At 64.1% G+C, this 16473-nt stretch carries 17 protein-coding genes; 9 read left to right on the top strand and 8 right to left on the bottom strand.

Annotated features, from left to right (window positions below):
* Positions 1-19 precede the first annotated feature (19 nt).
* The 3 genes from A3722_RS11585 to A3722_RS11575 are packed head-to-tail and all read right to left on the bottom strand — an operon-like array spanning position 20 to position 2293.
* Positions 20-928, bottom strand: a complete 909-nt coding sequence (locus A3722_RS11585; protein ID WP_067628989.1) for a cation diffusion facilitator family transporter — start codon at positions 926-928, stop codon at positions 20-22.
* The gene (locus A3722_RS11580) at positions 928-1959 is read right to left on the bottom strand and encodes a permease (RefSeq protein WP_067628991.1); all 1032 of its coding nucleotides are present in this window, start codon (positions 1957-1959) and stop codon (positions 928-930) included. The genes A3722_RS11585 and A3722_RS11580 overlap by 1 nt, the downstream gene beginning before the upstream one ends.
* Positions 1952-2293, bottom strand: a complete 342-nt coding sequence (locus A3722_RS11575; protein WP_067627805.1) for an ArsR/SmtB family transcription factor — start codon at positions 2291-2293, stop codon at positions 1952-1954. Before A3722_RS11575 ends, A3722_RS11580 begins: the two co-directional genes overlap by 8 nt.
* A 109-nt stretch (positions 2294-2402) precedes the next feature.
* Here A3722_RS11575 and A3722_RS11570 point away from each other — a divergent pair, with 109 nt between their 5' ends.
* Positions 2403-3002, top strand: a complete 600-nt coding sequence (locus A3722_RS11570) for a uracil-DNA glycosylase family protein (protein WP_150120171.1) — start codon at positions 2403-2405, stop codon at positions 3000-3002.
* A gap of 16 nt (positions 3003-3018) precedes the next feature.
* Positions 3019-3801 (top strand): SseB family protein, encoded by a 783-nt coding sequence (locus A3722_RS11565; protein WP_067627807.1) that lies wholly within the window; start codon positions 3019-3021, stop codon positions 3799-3801.
* A gap of 74 nt (positions 3802-3875) precedes the next feature.
* Here the strand turns inward: A3722_RS11565 and A3722_RS11560 are convergent, their stop codons facing one another.
* On the bottom strand, positions 3876-4490 hold the full coding sequence (locus A3722_RS11560; RefSeq protein ID WP_067627803.1) for a GcrA family cell cycle regulator: 615 nt from the start codon (positions 4488-4490) through the stop codon (positions 3876-3878).
* 363 nt (positions 4491-4853) lie between these two features.
* On the opposite strand from A3722_RS11560, the gene A3722_RS11555 reads away from it, so the two are divergent.
* From A3722_RS11555 to A3722_RS11545, 3 genes are all read left to right on the top strand, one after another.
* Positions 4854-6029: an aspartate aminotransferase family protein gene (locus tag A3722_RS11555; protein WP_067627800.1), complete on the top strand. Its 1176-nt coding sequence runs from the start codon at positions 4854-4856 to the stop codon at positions 6027-6029.
* Between the two features lie 71 nt (positions 6030-6100).
* A complete protein-coding gene (gene argF, locus A3722_RS11550) occupies positions 6101-7006 on the top strand; it encodes an ornithine carbamoyltransferase (RefSeq protein WP_067627797.1) in 906 nt (301 codons plus the stop codon).
* A complete protein-coding gene (locus A3722_RS11545) occupies positions 7003-8037 on the top strand; it encodes a 2-dehydropantoate 2-reductase (protein ID WP_067627795.1) in 1035 nt (344 codons plus the stop codon). The genes argF and A3722_RS11545 overlap by 4 nt, the downstream gene beginning before the upstream one ends.
* A 19-nt stretch (positions 8038-8056) precedes the next feature.
* Here A3722_RS11545 and A3722_RS11540 read toward each other — a convergent pair whose 3' ends face one another.
* Positions 8057-9538 (bottom strand): inorganic phosphate transporter, encoded by a 1482-nt coding sequence (locus tag A3722_RS11540; RefSeq protein ID WP_067627792.1) that lies wholly within the window; start codon positions 9536-9538, stop codon positions 8057-8059.
* A gap of 162 nt (positions 9539-9700) precedes the next feature.
* Positions 9701-10162 (bottom strand): NUDIX hydrolase, encoded by a 462-nt coding sequence (locus tag A3722_RS11535; RefSeq protein ID WP_067625162.1) that lies wholly within the window; start codon positions 10160-10162, stop codon positions 9701-9703.
* Positions 10163-10297: 135 nt separating this feature from the next.
* Between A3722_RS11535 and gndA the strand changes: the two genes are divergently transcribed.
* Positions 10298-11746: an NADP-dependent phosphogluconate dehydrogenase gene (gene gndA, locus A3722_RS11530; RefSeq protein ID WP_067625207.1), complete on the top strand. Its 1449-nt coding sequence runs from the start codon at positions 10298-10300 to the stop codon at positions 11744-11746.
* Positions 11747-11921: 175 nt separating this feature from the next.
* On the opposite strand, the gene truA is transcribed toward gndA, so the two are convergent.
* Positions 11922-12695: a tRNA pseudouridine(38-40) synthase TruA gene (truA, locus tag A3722_RS11525; RefSeq protein ID WP_067625164.1), complete on the bottom strand. Its 774-nt coding sequence runs from the start codon at positions 12693-12695 to the stop codon at positions 11922-11924.
* An 89-nt stretch (positions 12696-12784) separates the two neighbouring features.
* Between truA and A3722_RS11520 the strand changes: the two genes are divergently transcribed.
* The 3 genes from A3722_RS11520 to A3722_RS11510 all read left to right on the top strand — a co-directional run bounded on the left by A3722_RS11520 (position 12785) and on the right by A3722_RS11510 (position 15677).
* On the top strand, positions 12785-14212 hold the full coding sequence (locus tag A3722_RS11520; protein ID WP_067625167.1) for a YcjX family protein: 1428 nt from the start codon (positions 12785-12787) through the stop codon (positions 14210-14212).
* Positions 14213-14283: 71 nt separating this feature from the next.
* Positions 14284-14673, top strand: coding sequence for a GNAT family N-acetyltransferase (locus A3722_RS11515; protein ID WP_236627395.1), 390 nt, complete (start codon positions 14284-14286; stop codon positions 14671-14673).
* Entirely contained in the window at positions 14673-15677 is a 1005-nt protein-coding gene (locus A3722_RS11510; RefSeq protein WP_067625173.1) for a YcjF family protein, read from the top strand. Before A3722_RS11515 ends, A3722_RS11510 begins: the two co-directional genes overlap by 1 nt.
* 4 nt (positions 15678-15681) lie before the next feature.
* Here the strand turns inward: A3722_RS11510 and A3722_RS11505 are convergent, their stop codons facing one another.
* Positions 15682-16461 (bottom strand): sulfotransferase family protein, encoded by a 780-nt coding sequence (locus tag A3722_RS11505; protein WP_067625176.1) that lies wholly within the window; start codon positions 16459-16461, stop codon positions 15682-15684.
* Positions 16462-16473 lie beyond the last annotated feature (12 nt).

The raw sequence follows: 16473 nt of genomic DNA, 5'->3' as shown, positions 1-16473 counted from the left end.
GCGGCGGCCCGGCCCGTCTTTAGTGACCGATGACCTTCGCTTCCGCGCAGCACTGCTGTGCGTTTTCCATTTCCAGCGTGCTGTGGTGCAGGTGGTAGCGTTCTGCCAGCGCCGCTTTGATCTGGTCCCGAATCCCGGCAGGCGTAGCTTGGGTTTCTGCCGTCAGCACCACATGGGCATCCACCGCCGCGGCATGTTCATCCATCATCCAAAGATGAAGATGGTGAACAGAGGCGACGCCGGGAATGTCTTTGATCGTGGCGATCACCGCATGGGCATCGATGTCAGGCGGGCTGCCCAGCATCAGGATACGCACAACGCCCGGCATTTCGGTGAAGGATTGCCAGAGGATATAGCCCGCGATGAGCAAGGTGGCTGCCGGATCAACCCAATGCCAGCCAAAGAGAATCACGGCGCTGCCAGCCACGATCACGGCGACTGAGCCGAGCGCATCGGCCAGATTGTGCAAAAAGGCGGCCCGGATGTTCACGCTGGACTTCGACAGGCGGTAGGTCAGCGCCGCCGTGCCCAGGTCGACCAGCAGCGCGATGCCTGCGACTATGACAATGATCCACCCGGCGACGGGGGAGGGATCATAGAACCGCAGCACAGCTTCGTAGACAAGATAGAGACCGATCACGATCAGGGTCGTGTAATTGACCAATGCGGCCACCGCCTCAATCCTGCCATAGCCAAAGGTCATTTGCGCATCTGCCGGGCGGCGAGCGATCTTGCGCGCGGCAAAGGCGATGATCAACGCTATGGCATCGCTGAAATTATGCAGGGCATCAGCAATGAGCGACAGGCTGCCCGCCACGATCCCGCCGATGACTTGGGCCACCGTCAGGACGATGTTGATCCCGACCGCGGCGGCGACCTTGCCGTCGCCGCTTTCGGGATCAACGTGGTGATGATGTCCGTGCCCCATTATGCCACCCATTGCCAAGCCATGCCCGCGAAGATGGCGCCAACAAAGGCAAAGGCAAGGTAGGCGGCAAAGACATGCGGTTTGACCAGCGCCCAGACTGCGATGGCCGCCGGAATGCAGCTTACCCCGCCTGCGATGACAAAGGACATGGCCGCGCCTTGGGTCATGCCTTGGGCCAGCAGCGCGTCGATCAGGGGCACGGCGGCATAGCCGTTGAGGTAGGCCGGAGCCCCCACCAAAGCGCCGAGGATGATCGGCATGACTCCGGTGCCGCCCAAGATATTGGCGATCCATTCTGCGGGCACGTAGGTCAGCATCAAGGCTTCGACCACATAGGCGAGCGTAAGCCATTTCACGAGGAAAACCGCGTTGGTCAGCGCCGTGTCGCTAAAGCTCGCGCGGCGCTCGGGCTCTTGCCAGAACTTCCAAACCGGCGCGCCGGAGAAGGGTTTGGCCGAAGAACAGCAGCTGCTTTTCGCGGGCTGGGCGCGCAGCGGATCATTAAAGAGCGGGGTCCGCGATAGAGCCAATACGGTGAAGCCGCCGACCATGCCAACGCCGAGTGCTGCGATGGTTTTCGCCACGGCGAAATCGAACCCCAGCGTGCCGGAGGTGATCGCGAACATGGCCGGATCCATCAAGGGGGAGGCAAGCCAGAAGGCCATAACCGCACCCAGCGGGGCGCCAACGGCGAGCAGGGCAGCGATAAAGGGGATCACCTCGCAGCTGCAAAAGGGCGACAGTCCGCCAAGGGCGGCGGCCATGACCACCATCCGGGCCGGATTGCCCTCAAATGCGCGGGCGAGCAGGCTCTCGGCGCCGCTGGCTTTGAGGTAGGCCACGGCCAGCACGGCGAAGGCGATGAACGGGGCGGTGCCCAAAAGCGCTTCGGCGGTGAAGATAACGGTCGGCACGATTTGCGGGGGATCCAGCAGGGCGATGAGGGCAAGAAGAGCCAAGGTGATGCCCCAAGCGCCTTTCAAAAACGCCAGTCGATGGAGCACGGGAGGGGATTGCGTGGTTTCAGCCATGATCACGCTCCGTACATGCGTTGATTGCGTCTGCGCAGCATTCGGTGAGCAGGAAATTCGCCAGCGCCCGCACTTCTTCATAGGCGACGGCGGCGCAAATTGTGCTGCGGCCTTGTTTTTCCTGTTTCACCAGTCCGGCAGAGGCCAAGAGTTTCAGGTGATGTGTCAGGGTCGAGCCGGTCACCCCGGTGCGTTCGCCCAGCGTGCCGATGCTCAACCCCGCTGATCCGGCGCGCACCAGCGTGCGCAGCACCAACAGGCGTTGTTCTGATCCAAGCGCGGCAAAGCTGCTGGCGGCGAGGGTGAGGGCGGGGGTTGCGGGTTCATGTTTCATGATTCTAGAAATATCGAAATGTAAGCTTAACGCAAGCTTTATTTCGATATTTGTCGAAGTGATCTGCTGCGGCCCTTTATCTTTCGGCCCTACCGCTTATCTCCTCCTCATGAAGGATATCCGAGATGATCTGGCGGCCTGTCGCCTTTGTGCCGAGCGTTTTGCCGTGACGGCGACCCAGCATCGCCCACGGCCCATCGTCTGGTTCAAACCCGGCGCGCGGCTGCTTATTGCCAGCCAAGCGCCCGGCAAACGGGTGCATGAGGCGGGAAAGCCGTTTTGGGACATGTCCGGCACCCGTCTGCGCGACTGGTTGGGCTTGGACGAGGCGACATTCTATGATCGCGACCGTGTTGCCATCGTGCCGATGGGCTTTTGCTTTCCCGGCTATGACGCCAAGGGCAGTGACCTGCCGCCGCCGCGTATCTGTGCCCAAACTTGGCGCAAGCCCGTGCTCGAGATGCTGCCCGACCTGCGTCTGACGGTGCTGATCGGGGCCTATGCGATGAAGTATCACCTGCCCGGATTCCGCAATGTGACCGAGGCCGTGGCGGGGTGGCGCGATCATCCGCCGGGGGTCTTTGCCTTGCCTCATCCGTCGTGGCGCAATACCGGATGGTTGAACAAGAATCCCTGGTTCGCGGAAGAGGTCCTCCCCCGTCTGCGCGCCGCCGTGTCCGAGGTGATGAATGACCGAGCCCCAAACTGACCCCAAGACAGCCCGGCTGATTGAGCCGACCCCGCTGGACCAAGCCCATGCCGCGATGATGGCCGCCCCCGAGGATGACGCCGCCCGCCTGCGCTTTTACGAGCGTATCGCCGATGTTGAGCTTTTCATGTTGTTAGAGGATGAGCCGCAGGGCGATCAGATCAGCCCGGTGCTGCTCGACGATAGCTATGTCATGGTTTTCGACCGCGCCGCGCGGCTGTCGGCCCATGTGGGGGAGGCGTCTCCCTATGTGGCGCTTTCGGGCCGGGCGATTGCCGCGATGTTGGAGGGCCAGCCGCTTGGCATGGCGGTGAACATCGGCGTGGCCCCGTCGGAGATCCTCTTGCCTGCCGAGGCGATGGACTGGCTGCGCAGCACCTTGGCCCATGCGCCGGGCGAGGTGGAGGCAGGCATCGACCGCGTGTTCCCGCCGCAGGGCTTGCCTGAGACGCTGATCGCCGCGATTGATGCGAAATTGGCGACGGCCACCGGCATGGCGGCAGGCGCGTTCCTCGTTGGGGTTGAATATACGGGCGGCGGGCGCGGGCATTTGCTGGCCTTCGTCGGGGCGATCCCCCGCGCGCAGGATGCGCTTGTGCGGGCGGCGTCCGAGGCGTTGACCTTTTCGGGCATTGAGGCAGGGGCGATGGACGTGGGCTTTTTCGGCCCCAATGATGCGGTGGTGGAGAAACTTGCCCGCGTTGGTCTGCGCTTTGACTTGCCGCAAATGGAGCCTTTGCAGAACACGCCCCGGATGGCCCCCGGCAGTGATCCGGCAAAGCCTCCGAAACTGCGCTGATTGTGCCTTGAGGCAAAGAAAAAGCGGGCAGGGCAATCACACCCACCCGCCTTTTTCATTCCATCGCGCCGGTCTTAGCGGCGGCGGTCGCGCCGGGCGCTCATGGGTTGGAAGGCGACGCCGACGTGGGCCTCGCAATAGGGTTTGCCCTGTTGCACGGGTAGGCCACAGAACCAGAAGTCATCGGTCGCGGGGTCGCCGACGGGCCATTTACAGGTCCGCTCGGTCAGTTCCATCAGGCCGATCTTCTTGGCCTTCTTCTCGACTTCGCTGACCTTGGCGAGCGCCTCTGGGCTGATCTCATTGGCCGAAGGCTGCGGCGGCAGCGGTTGGCCTGCGGGGATGATCTGTTTGCGCGCGGGCAGGTTGGGCTTGGGCGCCGGGGCTGCGGCGGGCTCTTCGGCTTCGGGCGCAGGGGCGGCTTCGGCCTCGGGTTCCGCTGCTGGCTTGGTGGTGGGCTTTGGCTTGGCCTCGGCTTTGGGCGCTGCGGGCTTGGCCTTGGGCTCTGGCTTGGCGGCCGCTGCGGCGGCGGGTGCCCCGGCGGTGCGGTTCGACAGGCCCAGACGGTGCACCTTGCCAATCACGGCATTGCGCGTCACCCCGCCCAGTTCTTTTGCGATCTGGCTGGCGGACTGGCCTTCGCCCCACATCTTTTTAAGTGTCTCTACGCGCTCATCAGTCCAGGACATACGGGGTTCCCCAGTTAAAAAGCGGCCCCATAGCCCGGACCGCTTTGTCAGTGTATCGGCCCCCATTTTATCTTCTGGGGCCGCAGGTGCAAGCGCCGATGCCCCTTGAGGGCGGCGCGCTGCGATTGGGGCTTTACGTGGGGGATGAAGGGCGGCTATGCAAGGCCCATGATCAAATGTGCCACATATTCCATCCGACGACGCTTCGTTCGATAAACATGGCGCCCTTTAGGGGGCGGCGTGATGGCCTGATCTCGCAGCAGACATGCTGCACCCTTTCAAAAACAACCAAATCCCATTGACCCTGCGCCAGCCCCATGCCCTTTTACCGGCGTGACGCGGCCCTCTTTCAAGGACAAACAGATGATCCCTTCCGTTCTGCCAACCTACAATCGCGCCCCTTTGACCTTTGTCAAAGGCGAAGGCACATGGCTGATCGAGGCGGATGGGCGACGTTTTCTCGACCTTGGCGCGGGGATCGCGGTGAACGCGCTCGGCCATGCGCATCCAGCGCTGGTGAAGGCGCTGACGGATCAGGCCCAAGCGCTGTGGCACACGTCAAACCTTTACCACATCCCGCAGCAAGAGGCGCTGGCTGACCGGCTGGTGGCCGAGACTTTTGCCGACACGGCATTTTTCTGCAATTCAGGGACCGAGGCTTGCGAGTTGGCCGTGAAGATGGCGCGCAAATATTTCTATGAAGCAGGCCAGCCCGAGCGGGTTGAGATCATCACTTTCAGCGGGTCGTTCCACGGCCGTTCATCTGCCGGGATTGCCGCGGCGGGGTCTGAGAAAATGACCAAAGGTTTCGGCCCGCTGCTGCCGGGATTCGTGCATCTCGATCTTGGTGACAGTGACGCGCTGGAGGCCGCCATCACCGATAAAACCGCCGCCATCATGGTGGAGCCGGTTCAGGGCGAAGGCGGCATCCGCGCCGTGCCAGATGCCGAGTTGCAGCAGATGCGCGCGCTTTGTGACCAACATGGGCTGTTGCTGATTATGGACGAGGTGCAATGCGGCGTTGGCCGGACCGGACGGCTCTTTGCCCATGAATGGGCCGGGGTGACACCCGACATCATGATGGTTGCCAAGGGCATCGGCGGGGGCTTTCCGCTGGGCGCGGTGCTGGCAACGGAAAAGGCCGCCTCGGGCATGACCGCTGGCACCCATGGGTCGACCTATGGCGGCAACCCGCTGGGCTGTGCCGTGGGCTGCGCCGTGCTGGATGTGGTCGCCGACGCGGGCTTTCTGGCAGAAGTGAACCGCAAAGCGGGGCTGATGCGTCAGCGCCTTGAGGGGCTGGTGGCCGAGCATCCGGGTGTCTTTGAAGAGGTCCGTGGCGCGGGGCTGATGCTGGGGCTGAAATGCAAAGTGGCGAACGCGGATGTGGTCGCTGCGGGCTATGCCAATGAGTTGATCACCGTACCCGCCGCGGACAATGTGATCCGCCTTCTGCCGCCGCTGACCATTTCCGACGATGAGATCGCCGAGGCCGTAACCCGCCTTGACGCCATCGCGCGCGCGCTGACCCCGGCCTGAACGCCATTCACCTAAAATATTCCTCGGGCACCGGAGGCCGTGGCCTTAGACCCGCAAGACAGAGACGACAGATGAACCATTTTCTTGATATCCACCAAACCGACCCCGCCGATTTGCGGCAGATCATCGACAACGCCGCCGCCATGAAGGCCGCGCGCCAAGGCCGCCCGCGCGGCGCGCCGGATGAAGATCAGCCGCTGAAAGACCACATGGTTGCGCTGATCTTTGAAAAACCTTCGACCCGGACGCGCGTGTCTTTCGACGTGGGCGTGCGTCAGATGGGCGGGCAGACCATGGTCCTTTCGGGGGCGGACATGCAACTGGGCCATGGTGAGACCATCGCCGACACCGCCCGCGTGCTGTCGCGCTATGTCGACATGATCATGATCCGCACCTTCGAAGAGCAGACCCTGCTTGATATGGCCGAACATGCTACCGTGCCGGTGATCAACGGGCTGACCAACCGCACGCACCCCTGCCAGATCATGGCCGACATCCAGACGTTTGAGGAACACCGCGGCCCGATCAAGGGGCGAAAGGTGGTCTGGTCGGGCGACGGCAACAATGTCTTTGCCAGCTTTGCCCATGCGGCGAAACAGTTCGACTTTGATCTCGTCTTTACCGGCCCCGAGCCGCTGGACCCTGAAGCGGCGCTCGACGGGCTTTATACCGTCGAACGCAATCCGCAAAAGGCTGTCGAGGGCGCCGATCTGGTGGTGACCGACACATGGGTCAGCATGCATGATCCGCAATCGGCCCGCGAACGGCGGCACAACCAGCTGCGTGGCTATCAGGTGAACGACGCGCTGATGGCGCTGGCGAAACCTGACGCGCTCTTCATGCATTGCCTGCCTGCGCACCGCGATGATGAGGCGACAAGCTCGGTCATGGATGGCCCGCATTCGGTGATCTTTGATGAGGCCGAAAACCGTCTGCACGCCCAAAAAGCCGTCATGCGCTGGTGTCTGGGGGCATGAGCGACGGCCCCCGCATCGTTGTCGCGGGCGCGGGGGCGATCGGTTGTTTCATCGGCGGGTTGCTGGCCGGGGCGGGGCATTCCGTAACCCTGCTGGCCCGGCCTCGTATTCAGGCCGAGATCCGCACCCACGGGCTGACGTTGACCGATTTTGGCGGCATGGCCCGCTACCTCTCGGCGGATGATCTGACCCTTGCGGGTGATGAGACCTGCCTGCGCGATGCCGATATCGTGCTGGTCACGGTTAAATCGCGCGACACCGAAAACATCGCCCGGCAGATCGCCCGCCACAGCGCGCAGGGCGTGCAGGTTATCAGCCTGCAAAACGGCATGGGCAACCGCGCGGCCTTGGCCCAGCACTTGCCGCAGCATGATCTGCGCGCCGGGCTGGTGCCCTTCAACGTCGTGGCCATGGGACAGGGGTGCTACCACCGGGCAAGCTCGGGCGATCTGGTGATCGAGGGCGGACCGGCGGATCTGGCGATCCGGCTGTCGCTGCCGGATCTGAAGGTGGTGGAACACGCGGATATCACGGCCCTGCAATGGGGTAAGTTCCTGATGAACCTCAACAACGCGCTGAACGCGCTAAGCGGTCTGCCGTTGCAAGCGCAGTTGCAGGATCGGGCGTGGCGGCGGCTGATGGCCGATCAATGGGCCGAGGCGCTTGCCATTCTGCGGGCAGAGAAGATCCGCCCCGCTATGACCACGCCAATCCCGGCGCGTCTGGTCCCGGCGCTGTTGCGCCTGCCGACACCGCTGTTCACACGCATCGCCTTGGCCATGTTGCAGATTGATCCGCAGGCGCGGACCTCCATGGCGCAAGACCTTGCCGCGCGCCGCCCGACCGAGATCGACGCGTTGCAAGGCGAGGTGCAGCGCCGCGGGCAGGCGCTTGGCCGGGCGACACCGGTAACGGATATGGTCTTGCGTGTGATGGGCTGGGCAGAGCTTGCAGGCGAGGGGCTGCCGCATTTGCCGGTCACCGCCTTGCGGGCCGAGATGGCAGCAGGGCAGGACCAGCGGAAAGGGTGAGGCGCGGACGCGCCTGACCTCAGTTCACGAGGGTGTTGAGCACCCAAAAGACCATGGCAGAGAGCAGGGCCGCGGCGGGCACGGTAATTACCCAAGCCGCGACGATGGTCATGAAATGCGACCGGCGCACCAGCTTGCGGCGGCGGCGCTCTTCCTTGGCGATGCGTTTCACTTCGCTGGTTTGGCCGCCGATCCGGCGCAGGCGCCGCTCCATATGCCATTCACGGTAGAACCCCACGCCAAAGACCCCGCCCACAGCGATATGGGTGGAGGACACAGGCAGGCCCAGCCAGCTTGCCACGATCACGGTGATCGCCGCCGAAAGGGCCACGCAATAGGCGCGCATCGGGTTCAGCTTGGTGATCTGGCTGCCGACCATGCGGATCAGTTTCGGCCCAAAAAGGAACAGACCAAAGGAGATGCCGAAGGCGCCGATGATCATGACCCATGTCGGGATGCTGACCTTATCCTCAAAGCCACCGAACTCTGTCGCATGCACGATCGCCGCCAGCGGCCCCACCGCATTGGCCACGTCATTGGCCCCATGCGCAAAGCTGAGAAGGGCGGCAGACAGCACCAGCGGCAGGCCAAAAAGCGTTTTGACCGAGCGGTTGCGGTTCTCCATCCCCTCGGACGCGCGGCGGATCAACGGGGCGGAGATGGCATAGACCACCAGCCCCGTCACCAGCCCGATGATCAAGGCCATGGGCATCTCGATACTGATGATTTTCTTGAGGCCCTTCAGCGCCAAATAGGCCGCAAAGACCCCGGCCATCAGACCCACAAGCACCGGCACCCATGTGCGTGCGGCGGCGATTTTATCGTCTTGGTACAGGATCCGTGCCTTGATGAACGCAAGGAACATCGCCGCCACGGCACCACCCAGCACGGGAGAGATCACCCAGCTTGCGGCGATCATGCTCATCGAGCTCCAGTTGACCGCGCCAAGGCCCGCAGCTGCGATGCCCGCGCCCATGACACCGCCCACGACCGAATGGGTCGTCGACACCGGCGCGCCGACCCATGTGGCAAGGTTTACCCAAAGCGCGGAAGACACCAGCGCTGCCATCATCGCCCAGACAAAGATGCGCGTGTCGGCCACGCTGGCCGGGTCGATGATGCCCTTGGAGATGGTCGAGACAACATCGCCCCCCGCCAGCAAGGCACCGGCGGATTCGCACAAGGCCGCAATCACGATCGCCCCGCCCATGGTCAGCGCATTGGCCCCCACAGCGGGGCCCATGTTGTTGGCCACGTCGTTCGCGCCGATGTTCACCGCCATATAAGCGCCGAAGATCGCCGCCGCGATCACGACAAAGCTAGAGGGCTGATGCCCGAAGAAGACCGCCGCAACAGCACCTGCCACCACGATAAAGGCCAGCGCAATGCCCGGCGCCACGAGGGGGCGGGCGACATAGGTCGCGGCCAGTTCGACTTGCGAAATGCGGTTGAGGTCCTTGTCCAGCGTCTTCCACTGGCTGCCCTGCGGTTCCGTTGCCATTCCTGTATGATCTCCCAACGATCCTAACGTTCAGCGGGGGGTGACATAAGGCTATCGAGGGCGCAAGTCACCCTGTCACAAAATTGTAACATTCGGCGGGGGCGGCATTGGGGTGGGAGAAGGGCAATGGGGCACCGAGCAAAGGCCCGGTGCCGCTAGACTTTAGTGAAAGGCAGATAAGATTGCTTTAAGATCAGGCTCATCCACCAGTTCCGCCGCCTCTTGGGGCGTGAACCACGCGCGTTTGCGCATGCCTGCTTCGGGGTATTCCTCGCTTAAATCGCGCACGCGAGTGAGGTAGACCTGTGTGGTCACGGGCACGGTCAAGCCTTCGCCGAGACCCTTGTCATAGTCGAAAATGCCCATCGGATCGGATTCGATGTCGGCTTTTGTCACCCCGGCCTCTTCCCACGCTTCTTGCAAGGCGGCTCCGGCACCGTCCAACCCGTCGATCGGCCATCCTTTGGGCAAAATCCAGCGGCCTGTGTCACGGCTGGTGATCAGCAGCACCTTTTTGCCTGCCTCGGTGTCGCGGTAGCAAAGGGCCGCAACCTGCACGCGGCGGGGACGTTTGAAAATAGGAAGGACCATATCCTCCCAAGCGCGTCTAAATACTTGTGTCATTACAGAACTATGCCTCGGTCGGGTGTTTTTCTTGTTATCCCCGCATTATATAGTGTTCCCGAACGCAAATCAAACTGCGGCGCGCCGGATCGGCGGGCTTGCAGTATGACCGGCTAGAAATGAGGCATGATCGTTATGGCAACTGGCACGCAGGCGGACGGGGGCGCGGCACGGGGGGCAGGCGCCGATATCGGGGTATACGGGCTAGGCACCATGGGCTCTGCTCTGGCGCTGAACTTGGCCGACAACGGCTTTACCGTGGCGGTGAGCAATCGTGAGGCAGAGTGGATCGCGCCTTTCCTTGACGAAGCCGGCCCGCTGGCCGAGCGCCTGATCGGGACCGAGCGGCTGGAAGATTTCGTCGCCGCCATCGCCCGCCCGCGCAGCATCTTGTTCATGATCCCCTCTGGCGCACCGGTCGATGCGATGATCGAGACGATCAAACCGCTGCTGGATGAGGGCGACACCTTGATCGACGGCGGCAACGCCGATTTCCACGACACCCGCCGCCGCAGTGCCGCATTGGACGGCACCGGTCTGCATTTCGTCGGCATGGGCGTGTCGGGCGGAGAGGCCGGGGCGCGCAATGGCCCGTCGATGATGGTGGGCGGCAGCGAACATTCGTGGACCCAGTTCAAACCGATGGCCGAGACGATTGCCGCCCATTTCGAAGGCTCCCCCTGCGTGGCGCATCTGGGCCCCGACGGGGCTGGGCATTTCGTCAAGACGGTGCATAACGGTATCGAATATGCCGACATGCAGATGATCGCCGAAGTCTACGGCCTGCTGCGGGATGCAGGCGGGCAGGGCGCGGTGGAGATCGGCAACCTTTTCGCCGACTGGCGCAAGGGTCCGCTGAACTCCTATCTGATCGAAGTGTCGGCAGCCGCGCTTTTGTCGGTCGATGCCCAAAGCGGCACGCCGATGGTCGACGTGATCCGAGATCAGGCGGGGCAAAAGGGCACTGGGCGCTGGACCTTGATCGAAGCGCTCAAGATGGGGCAATCGGCCAATACCATCGAAGCCGCCGTCGGCGCGCGTGGTTGGTCGAGCGAAAAGGCCGTGCGCGAGATGGCCGAACCGCTGCTGCCAGAGGGCGTGCAAGACGCGCCACTGCCTGAGGTGGACGATCTGGAGATGGCGCTTTTGGCCGGGCGGATCATCGGCCACGCGCAGGGCTTTCGCATCCTTTCGGCGGCGTCGGAGGAGTTCGACTGGTCCCTCGACATGGCGCGGATTTCCGAGATTTGGCGGGCGGGCTGCATCATCCGCTCGGCGCTGTTGGACGAGTTTGCCGACGCCTTCCGGGGTGAGTTGCCGGGCGGGCATCTGATCCTTGCCCCCGCCATGCGCAAACGGCTGGAAGAGAGCGTTCCCGCGTTGCGGCGTGTGGTGGCGGCGGGCGCGCTGCTCGGCGTGGCGCTGCCTGCGCTGTCGGCGGCGCTCGCGTGGTATGATAGCATGCGCCGGGCGCGCGGCACGGCCAATATGATCCAAGCTCAGCGCGATTTCTTCGGCGCGCATGGGTTCGAGCGGATAAGCGAAGAGGGCAAATTCCACGGGACGTGGACGCCTCTGCCGTAAGGGTGCTTGCGGGTCCGGAATCAGGCCGAAGGCGCCGGACCATCGCCTGCACGCCCGGTCGGGGAGGCGATTTAGCAACGGGCGGAACACGACGAAAAGCCCACCCATGGTTGCGCCATAAAGTGGCATGAAATGAGCGTAGCATCGCCACCCCGCGGGGAGGCGATGGACCTCGTTAGGCTTTGGCAAACGGGTCCACCGGATAGCTCACATGCGCCAGATAAAGCCCCTGCGGCGGGCAGACCGGCCCACAGGCCGCACGGTCCTTTGCCGCAAGCGCCGTCCCCATATCCGCCACGCTCCAAGAGCCCGCGCCGACACGCTCTAGCGAGCCGACGAAGCTGCGCACCTGATTGTGCAGGAAAGACCGCGCGCGCACGTCGAAATGATATTCCGTCCCGGCCATGGTCTCGACCTGAGAGACCTGCAAGCGGTCCAGCGTTTTCACCGGGCTTTCCGCCTGACAGACGGTTGAGCGGAAGGTGGTGAAATCATGTTTACCCACCAAGAGAACCGCCGCCGCCTGCATCGCCTCTACATCCAAGCCATGTTTGATCTGCCAAACCAGCCCCGCCTGATGCACCGCCGGGGCGCGGCGGCTGAGGATGCGGAAGTGATAGCGCCGCTCAAGCGCCGAGAAACGGGCGTGGAAATCATCGGGGGCCAGTACGCAATCGGTGATTGCAATGGGCTGCGGTTTCAGATGATAATTCAGCGCCTCGCCCAGCCGGAAGGGCCGCCAGTCGCGGGCCATGTCGCAATGGGCGACCTGCGCCAGCCCATGCACGCCGGTATCGGTGCGCCCGGCGGCGGCGATGGTATGCGCGCCCGGCTCCAACTTGGCCAAGGCGGCCTCGATCGCGCCTTGTACCGTGGGCTGGTCAACCTGACGTTGCCACCCATTGAAGGGCGCACCGTGGTATTCGATTTTTAAGGCATATCTGGGCATGAACGGGGCCTTAGCGCGGGCGGGCGCTTCTGGCAATCCCCGGCTGCCGACCCTATGTTAACGGCAAAGACAAAGGGACGGGCGCAGCTTTGGGTATCACAGGCATTGCCGACGGCATTTGGCGGCAGTTTGAGAATGTCACCGACACGGTGGGAGAGACGTTTTTCGAGCCGGTGATCCGGCTTGGGGTCACGGGTCTTGCGCGCTCGGGTAAGACGGTTTTCATCACCTCGCTGGTGGCGAACCTGCTGGACCGGGGGCGGATGCCGGGGCTACTGGCGGCCTCCGAAGGGCGGATAGAGGCGGCGTTTTTGCAGCCACAGCCCGACGATACCGTGCCGCGTTTTGACTATGAGAACCACCTCGCCGCGCTGACCGGCAAGACGCCGCATTGGCCGGAAAGCACGCGGGCGATCTCGGAATTGCGGCTGTCGCTCAAGGTGCGGCCCAATGGGCTGCTGGCGGGGCTGCAAGGGCCACGCACGCTGCATCTGGATATCGTGGATTACCCCGGCGAATGGCTACTTGATCTGGCGCTGATGGATGTCTCCTACGCCGAATGGTCCGCGCAGGTGATTGAGCGTATCGCCTCGCGTGAGGAGGCGGCGAGCTACCGCGCCTTGGCCGAGCAGACCGACCCCCATGCCGAGTTGGAAGAAACCACCGCCCGCAGGCTTGCCGACAGCTTTGCCGATTATCTGCAAACCGCCCGCGCCAATGGCTATTCCGACTGTACGCCGGGGCGGTTTCTGCTGCCCGGTGACCTTGCAGGCTCACCGGTGTTGACCTTCGCGCCGCTGCCGGGCTCCGACGGGGCACCGCGTAAGTCGCTGATCCGCGAGATGGCGCGGCGGTTCGAGGCCTATAAGAAACAGGTCGTGCAGCCCTTCTTCCGGGATCATTTCTCTAGGATCGACAGGCAGGTGGTGCTGGTCGACGCGCTTGGCGCGATCCACCAAGGGCCGCGGGCGGTCGAAGACCTGCGCGGCGCGATGGCCGATATTCTGGGCGCCTTCCGTCCGGGGACAAACAACTTCCTGACCAGCCTGCTGCGCGGCAAGCGGGTTGAGAAAATCCTGTTTGCGGCCACCAAGGCCGACCACTTGCATCACAGCCAGCACCCCCGCTTGAGCGGCATCATGCAGGCGCTGATCCGCGACGCGCGGGACCGGGCGCAATACGCAGGCGCGGGCACGCGGGCGATGGCCATCGCCAGCCTGCGCGCCACGACCGAAGACGTGATGACCCATGGCGGTGAGCCGCTCGACGTGGTGCGCGGCACGCTTTTGAACGACGATGAAACACGCGGGCGGCAGGCGGCATTCTACCCCGGAGAGTTGCCTGAAGACCCGGCGCATTTGCTGACCCCCGCCCGGCAGGGCGCGCAGGAATGGCTGGGGGCGGATTACCAGATCATGCGTTTTGCGCCGGCGGTGTTGGAATTGCGCCCCGGCGACGGCCCGCCCCATATCCGGCTCGACCGCGCGGCGGAGTTTCTGATCGGGGACCGACTATGAGCGAAGTGTTGACACGCCCCACCACTCTGCGTCCCGCGCAGCCCTTGGACGCAGGCGCAGTAGGGGGGATCATGAGCGATTTTGCCCGCGATACTAAATGGTTGCCGCGCATTCATACGGCGGCTGAGGATATCGCCCACGCTGACGCAATGATCGCCCGCGGCTGGGTCACGGTGGCCGAGCAGTCAGGCCGGATCGCCGGATTCGCGGCCTGTGAGGGCGGGGAGTTGGATGCACTTTATGTGTCGCAGGCGGCGCGGGGACGGGGCATCGGATCGGCCTTGTTGCGAAGGTTAAAGACGCGCCATAAGGCACTGACTTGCTGGACATTTCAGGCCAATGCAGAGGCCATCGCTTTCTACCGCCAACATGGGTTTGCCGAAACCGCCCGTGGCGATGGCAGCGCCAATGACGAAGGGCTGCCCGATCTAACATTGCACTGGCAAAGGGAGGCCGCCTGATGGCCCGGGGACCGATCCTGTTCGACCTAGAAGAAGACGCCAAGCCCCAGCCCTCGGTCGCCGACGCGCCAGCCGTGCCGGAGTTGGACGTCGAAGCGCCGCCGCCCAAGGGCCAAGCGATGCAGATCGCGGCACGGCTCGCCGCGCGCAAACCCTCGCGGCTGGTGCGGATGTTCTGGGCGCTGGCCGGGGCGCTGGTGACGGCGCTGGTGTCGATCGCGGCTTGGACCTTCGTGATCGACCTGATGGCGCGCTACCCGCTGCTGGGCTGGGCGATGACGCTGCTGATCGGGGCGTTCTTGCTGGTGCTACTGCTGCTGTCGCTGCGCGAAATGGCGGCCTTTGGGCGTCTGGCGCGGCTGGACGGGCTGCGCCATGACGCGGGCGAGGCGCTGGCACAGGGGGATTTGGCCGCCGCACGCAGCGTGACGGATCGGCTGGAAACGCTTTACAAACACCGTGAAGACACCCGCTGGGGCCGCGACCGGCTGACCGAACTGCGCGGCGATCAATTCGATGCCGAGGCGCTGCTAGGGCTGGCCGAGAGCGAGGTTCTAGCCCCCCTCGACCGCGCCGCCACCCGCGAGGTCGAGGCCGCCGCCCGGCAGGTCGCCGCCGTCACCGCGCTGGTCCCCTTGGCGCTGGCTGATGTGGCCGCGGCGCTCAGCAGCAACCTGCGGATGATCCGCCGCATTGCCGAGATCTATGGCGGGCGTTCGGGCTTTTTCGGCTCGTGGCGGCTGACCCGCGCAGTGCTGTCGCATTTAGTCGCCACCGGGGCCGTGGCGGTGGGCGACGACCTGATTGAGCCGCTTTTGGGGGGCTCCATCGTGGCCAAGCTGAGCCGACGTTTTGGCGAAGGGCTGGTGAATGGCGCGCTGACAGCTCGGGTCGGGGTGGCCGCGATCGAGGTCTGCCGCCCGCTGCCCTTTGCCCGCGAAACACGCCCCGGCGTGCGGGGCATCGTCAAACGCGCGCTGACCGGGGTGTTCGGCAACGGCTAACGGATCAGGCCGCTGCGACCGCCTCCCGCACGGCGCGCAGCGGGTGTTGGATCAGGCCGGGCCAAGGTGAGACCTGCAACCCGGGGGCATAGCCCCACCGCGCGGCCTCCGGCGCCTGTTCCGCCGTCATCTGCGGGACCCCGGTATAGCTTTGATTTCCATCCGCGATGCCTTCGGGCAGCGCCGCTTCGGAAAGGTCGATGAAACGCGCGATCCGGCGCAGGGCGCGGGGGGCGTCGGCGACGATATCCTCGTAGCGCAGCACCATCACCGCATGGAGATAGGGCAGGTCGCCCAACATCTGCGCCTGCGCCCCGATCCAGTGATCGATCAACGCCTGTGGCGGGGCATCGACCCATGCGGCGACGGAGGCCGCGACCGCTTCGGGGTGGCGCAGAACCACGATGAACTGCGACATCGGAAAGAGGTGCTGCATCAACCGCATGCGGGTCAGGTTCACCGGCGATTTCTCAACCCGCCAGCGCAGGTCGGGGGCGAACCACGGCGCCCAGTCCTGCGTCAGGCGGGTCTTTGTCTCCAAAGTGTTGAGCGGGTGGGCCTCGGTCAGATGTTCCTGTGGATTGGTCGCGAAATGCATGGGCCGTCCGGATTGCGCCGTATGGGGGATGGCCCCTTGCAGGTAGACGCCTTCATTCTCGGGCGCTGCCGATCCGGTGATGCCGCCCGCGCCCGGCAGGGCATTGGCCAGCCGATTGACCAACGACGTGCCAGAGCGGTGCAGCCCGCCGATGAACAGATAGCGCGGAGGGGTCTGGGCAGGCATTGGCGGGCTCTG

It is taken from the genome of Sulfitobacter sp. HI0027 (assembly GCF_001634775.1).
Lineage (GTDB): Bacteria > Pseudomonadota > Alphaproteobacteria > Rhodobacterales > Rhodobacteraceae > Sulfitobacter.
Note: the sequence above shows the minus strand (reverse complement) of the source record. Positions and strands in the feature narration are given on the sequence as shown.

Bases quoted from the DNA above. Each gene is read 5' to 3' on its own strand.
- truA (WP_067625164.1), bottom strand. From the start codon at position 12,695: ATGCCCAGATATGCCTTAAAAATCGAATACCACGGTGCGCCCTTCAAT.
- A3722_RS11510 (WP_067625173.1), top strand. From the start codon at position 14,673: ATGGCCCGGGGACCGATCCTGTTCGACCTAGAAGAAGACGCCAAGCCC.
- A3722_RS11505 (WP_067625176.1), bottom strand. From the start codon at position 16,461: ATGCCTGCCCAGACCCCTCCGCGCTATCTGTTCATCGGCGGGCTGCAC.
- A3722_RS11515 (WP_236627395.1), top strand. From the start codon at position 14,284: ATGAGCGATTTTGCCCGCGATACTAAATGGTTGCCGCGCATTCATACG.
- A3722_RS11540 (WP_067627792.1), bottom strand. From the start codon at position 9,538: ATGGCAACGGAACCGCAGGGCAGCCAGTGGAAGACGCTGGACAAGGAC.
- A3722_RS11555 (WP_067627800.1), top strand. From the start codon at position 4,854: ATGATCCCTTCCGTTCTGCCAACCTACAATCGCGCCCCTTTGACCTTT.
- gndA (WP_067625207.1), top strand. From the start codon at position 10,298: ATGGCAACTGGCACGCAGGCGGACGGGGGCGCGGCACGGGGGGCAGGC.
- argF (WP_067627797.1), top strand. From the start codon at position 6,101: ATGAACCATTTTCTTGATATCCACCAAACCGACCCCGCCGATTTGCGG.
- A3722_RS11580 (WP_067628991.1), bottom strand. From the start codon at position 1,959: ATGGCTGAAACCACGCAATCCCCTCCCGTGCTCCATCGACTGGCGTTT.
- A3722_RS11560 (WP_067627803.1), bottom strand. From the start codon at position 4,490: ATGTCCTGGACTGATGAGCGCGTAGAGACACTTAAAAAGATGTGGGGC.
- A3722_RS11570 (WP_150120171.1), top strand. From the start codon at position 2,403: ATGAAGGATATCCGAGATGATCTGGCGGCCTGTCGCCTTTGTGCCGAG.
- A3722_RS11545 (WP_067627795.1), top strand. From the start codon at position 7,003: ATGAGCGACGGCCCCCGCATCGTTGTCGCGGGCGCGGGGGCGATCGGT.
- A3722_RS11535 (WP_067625162.1), bottom strand. From the start codon at position 10,162: ATGACACAAGTATTTAGACGCGCTTGGGAGGATATGGTCCTTCCTATT.
- A3722_RS11585 (WP_067628989.1), bottom strand. From the start codon at position 928: ATGGGGCACGGACATCATCACCACGTTGATCCCGAAAGCGGCGACGGC.
- A3722_RS11575 (WP_067627805.1), bottom strand. From the start codon at position 2,293: ATGAAACATGAACCCGCAACCCCCGCCCTCACCCTCGCCGCCAGCAGC.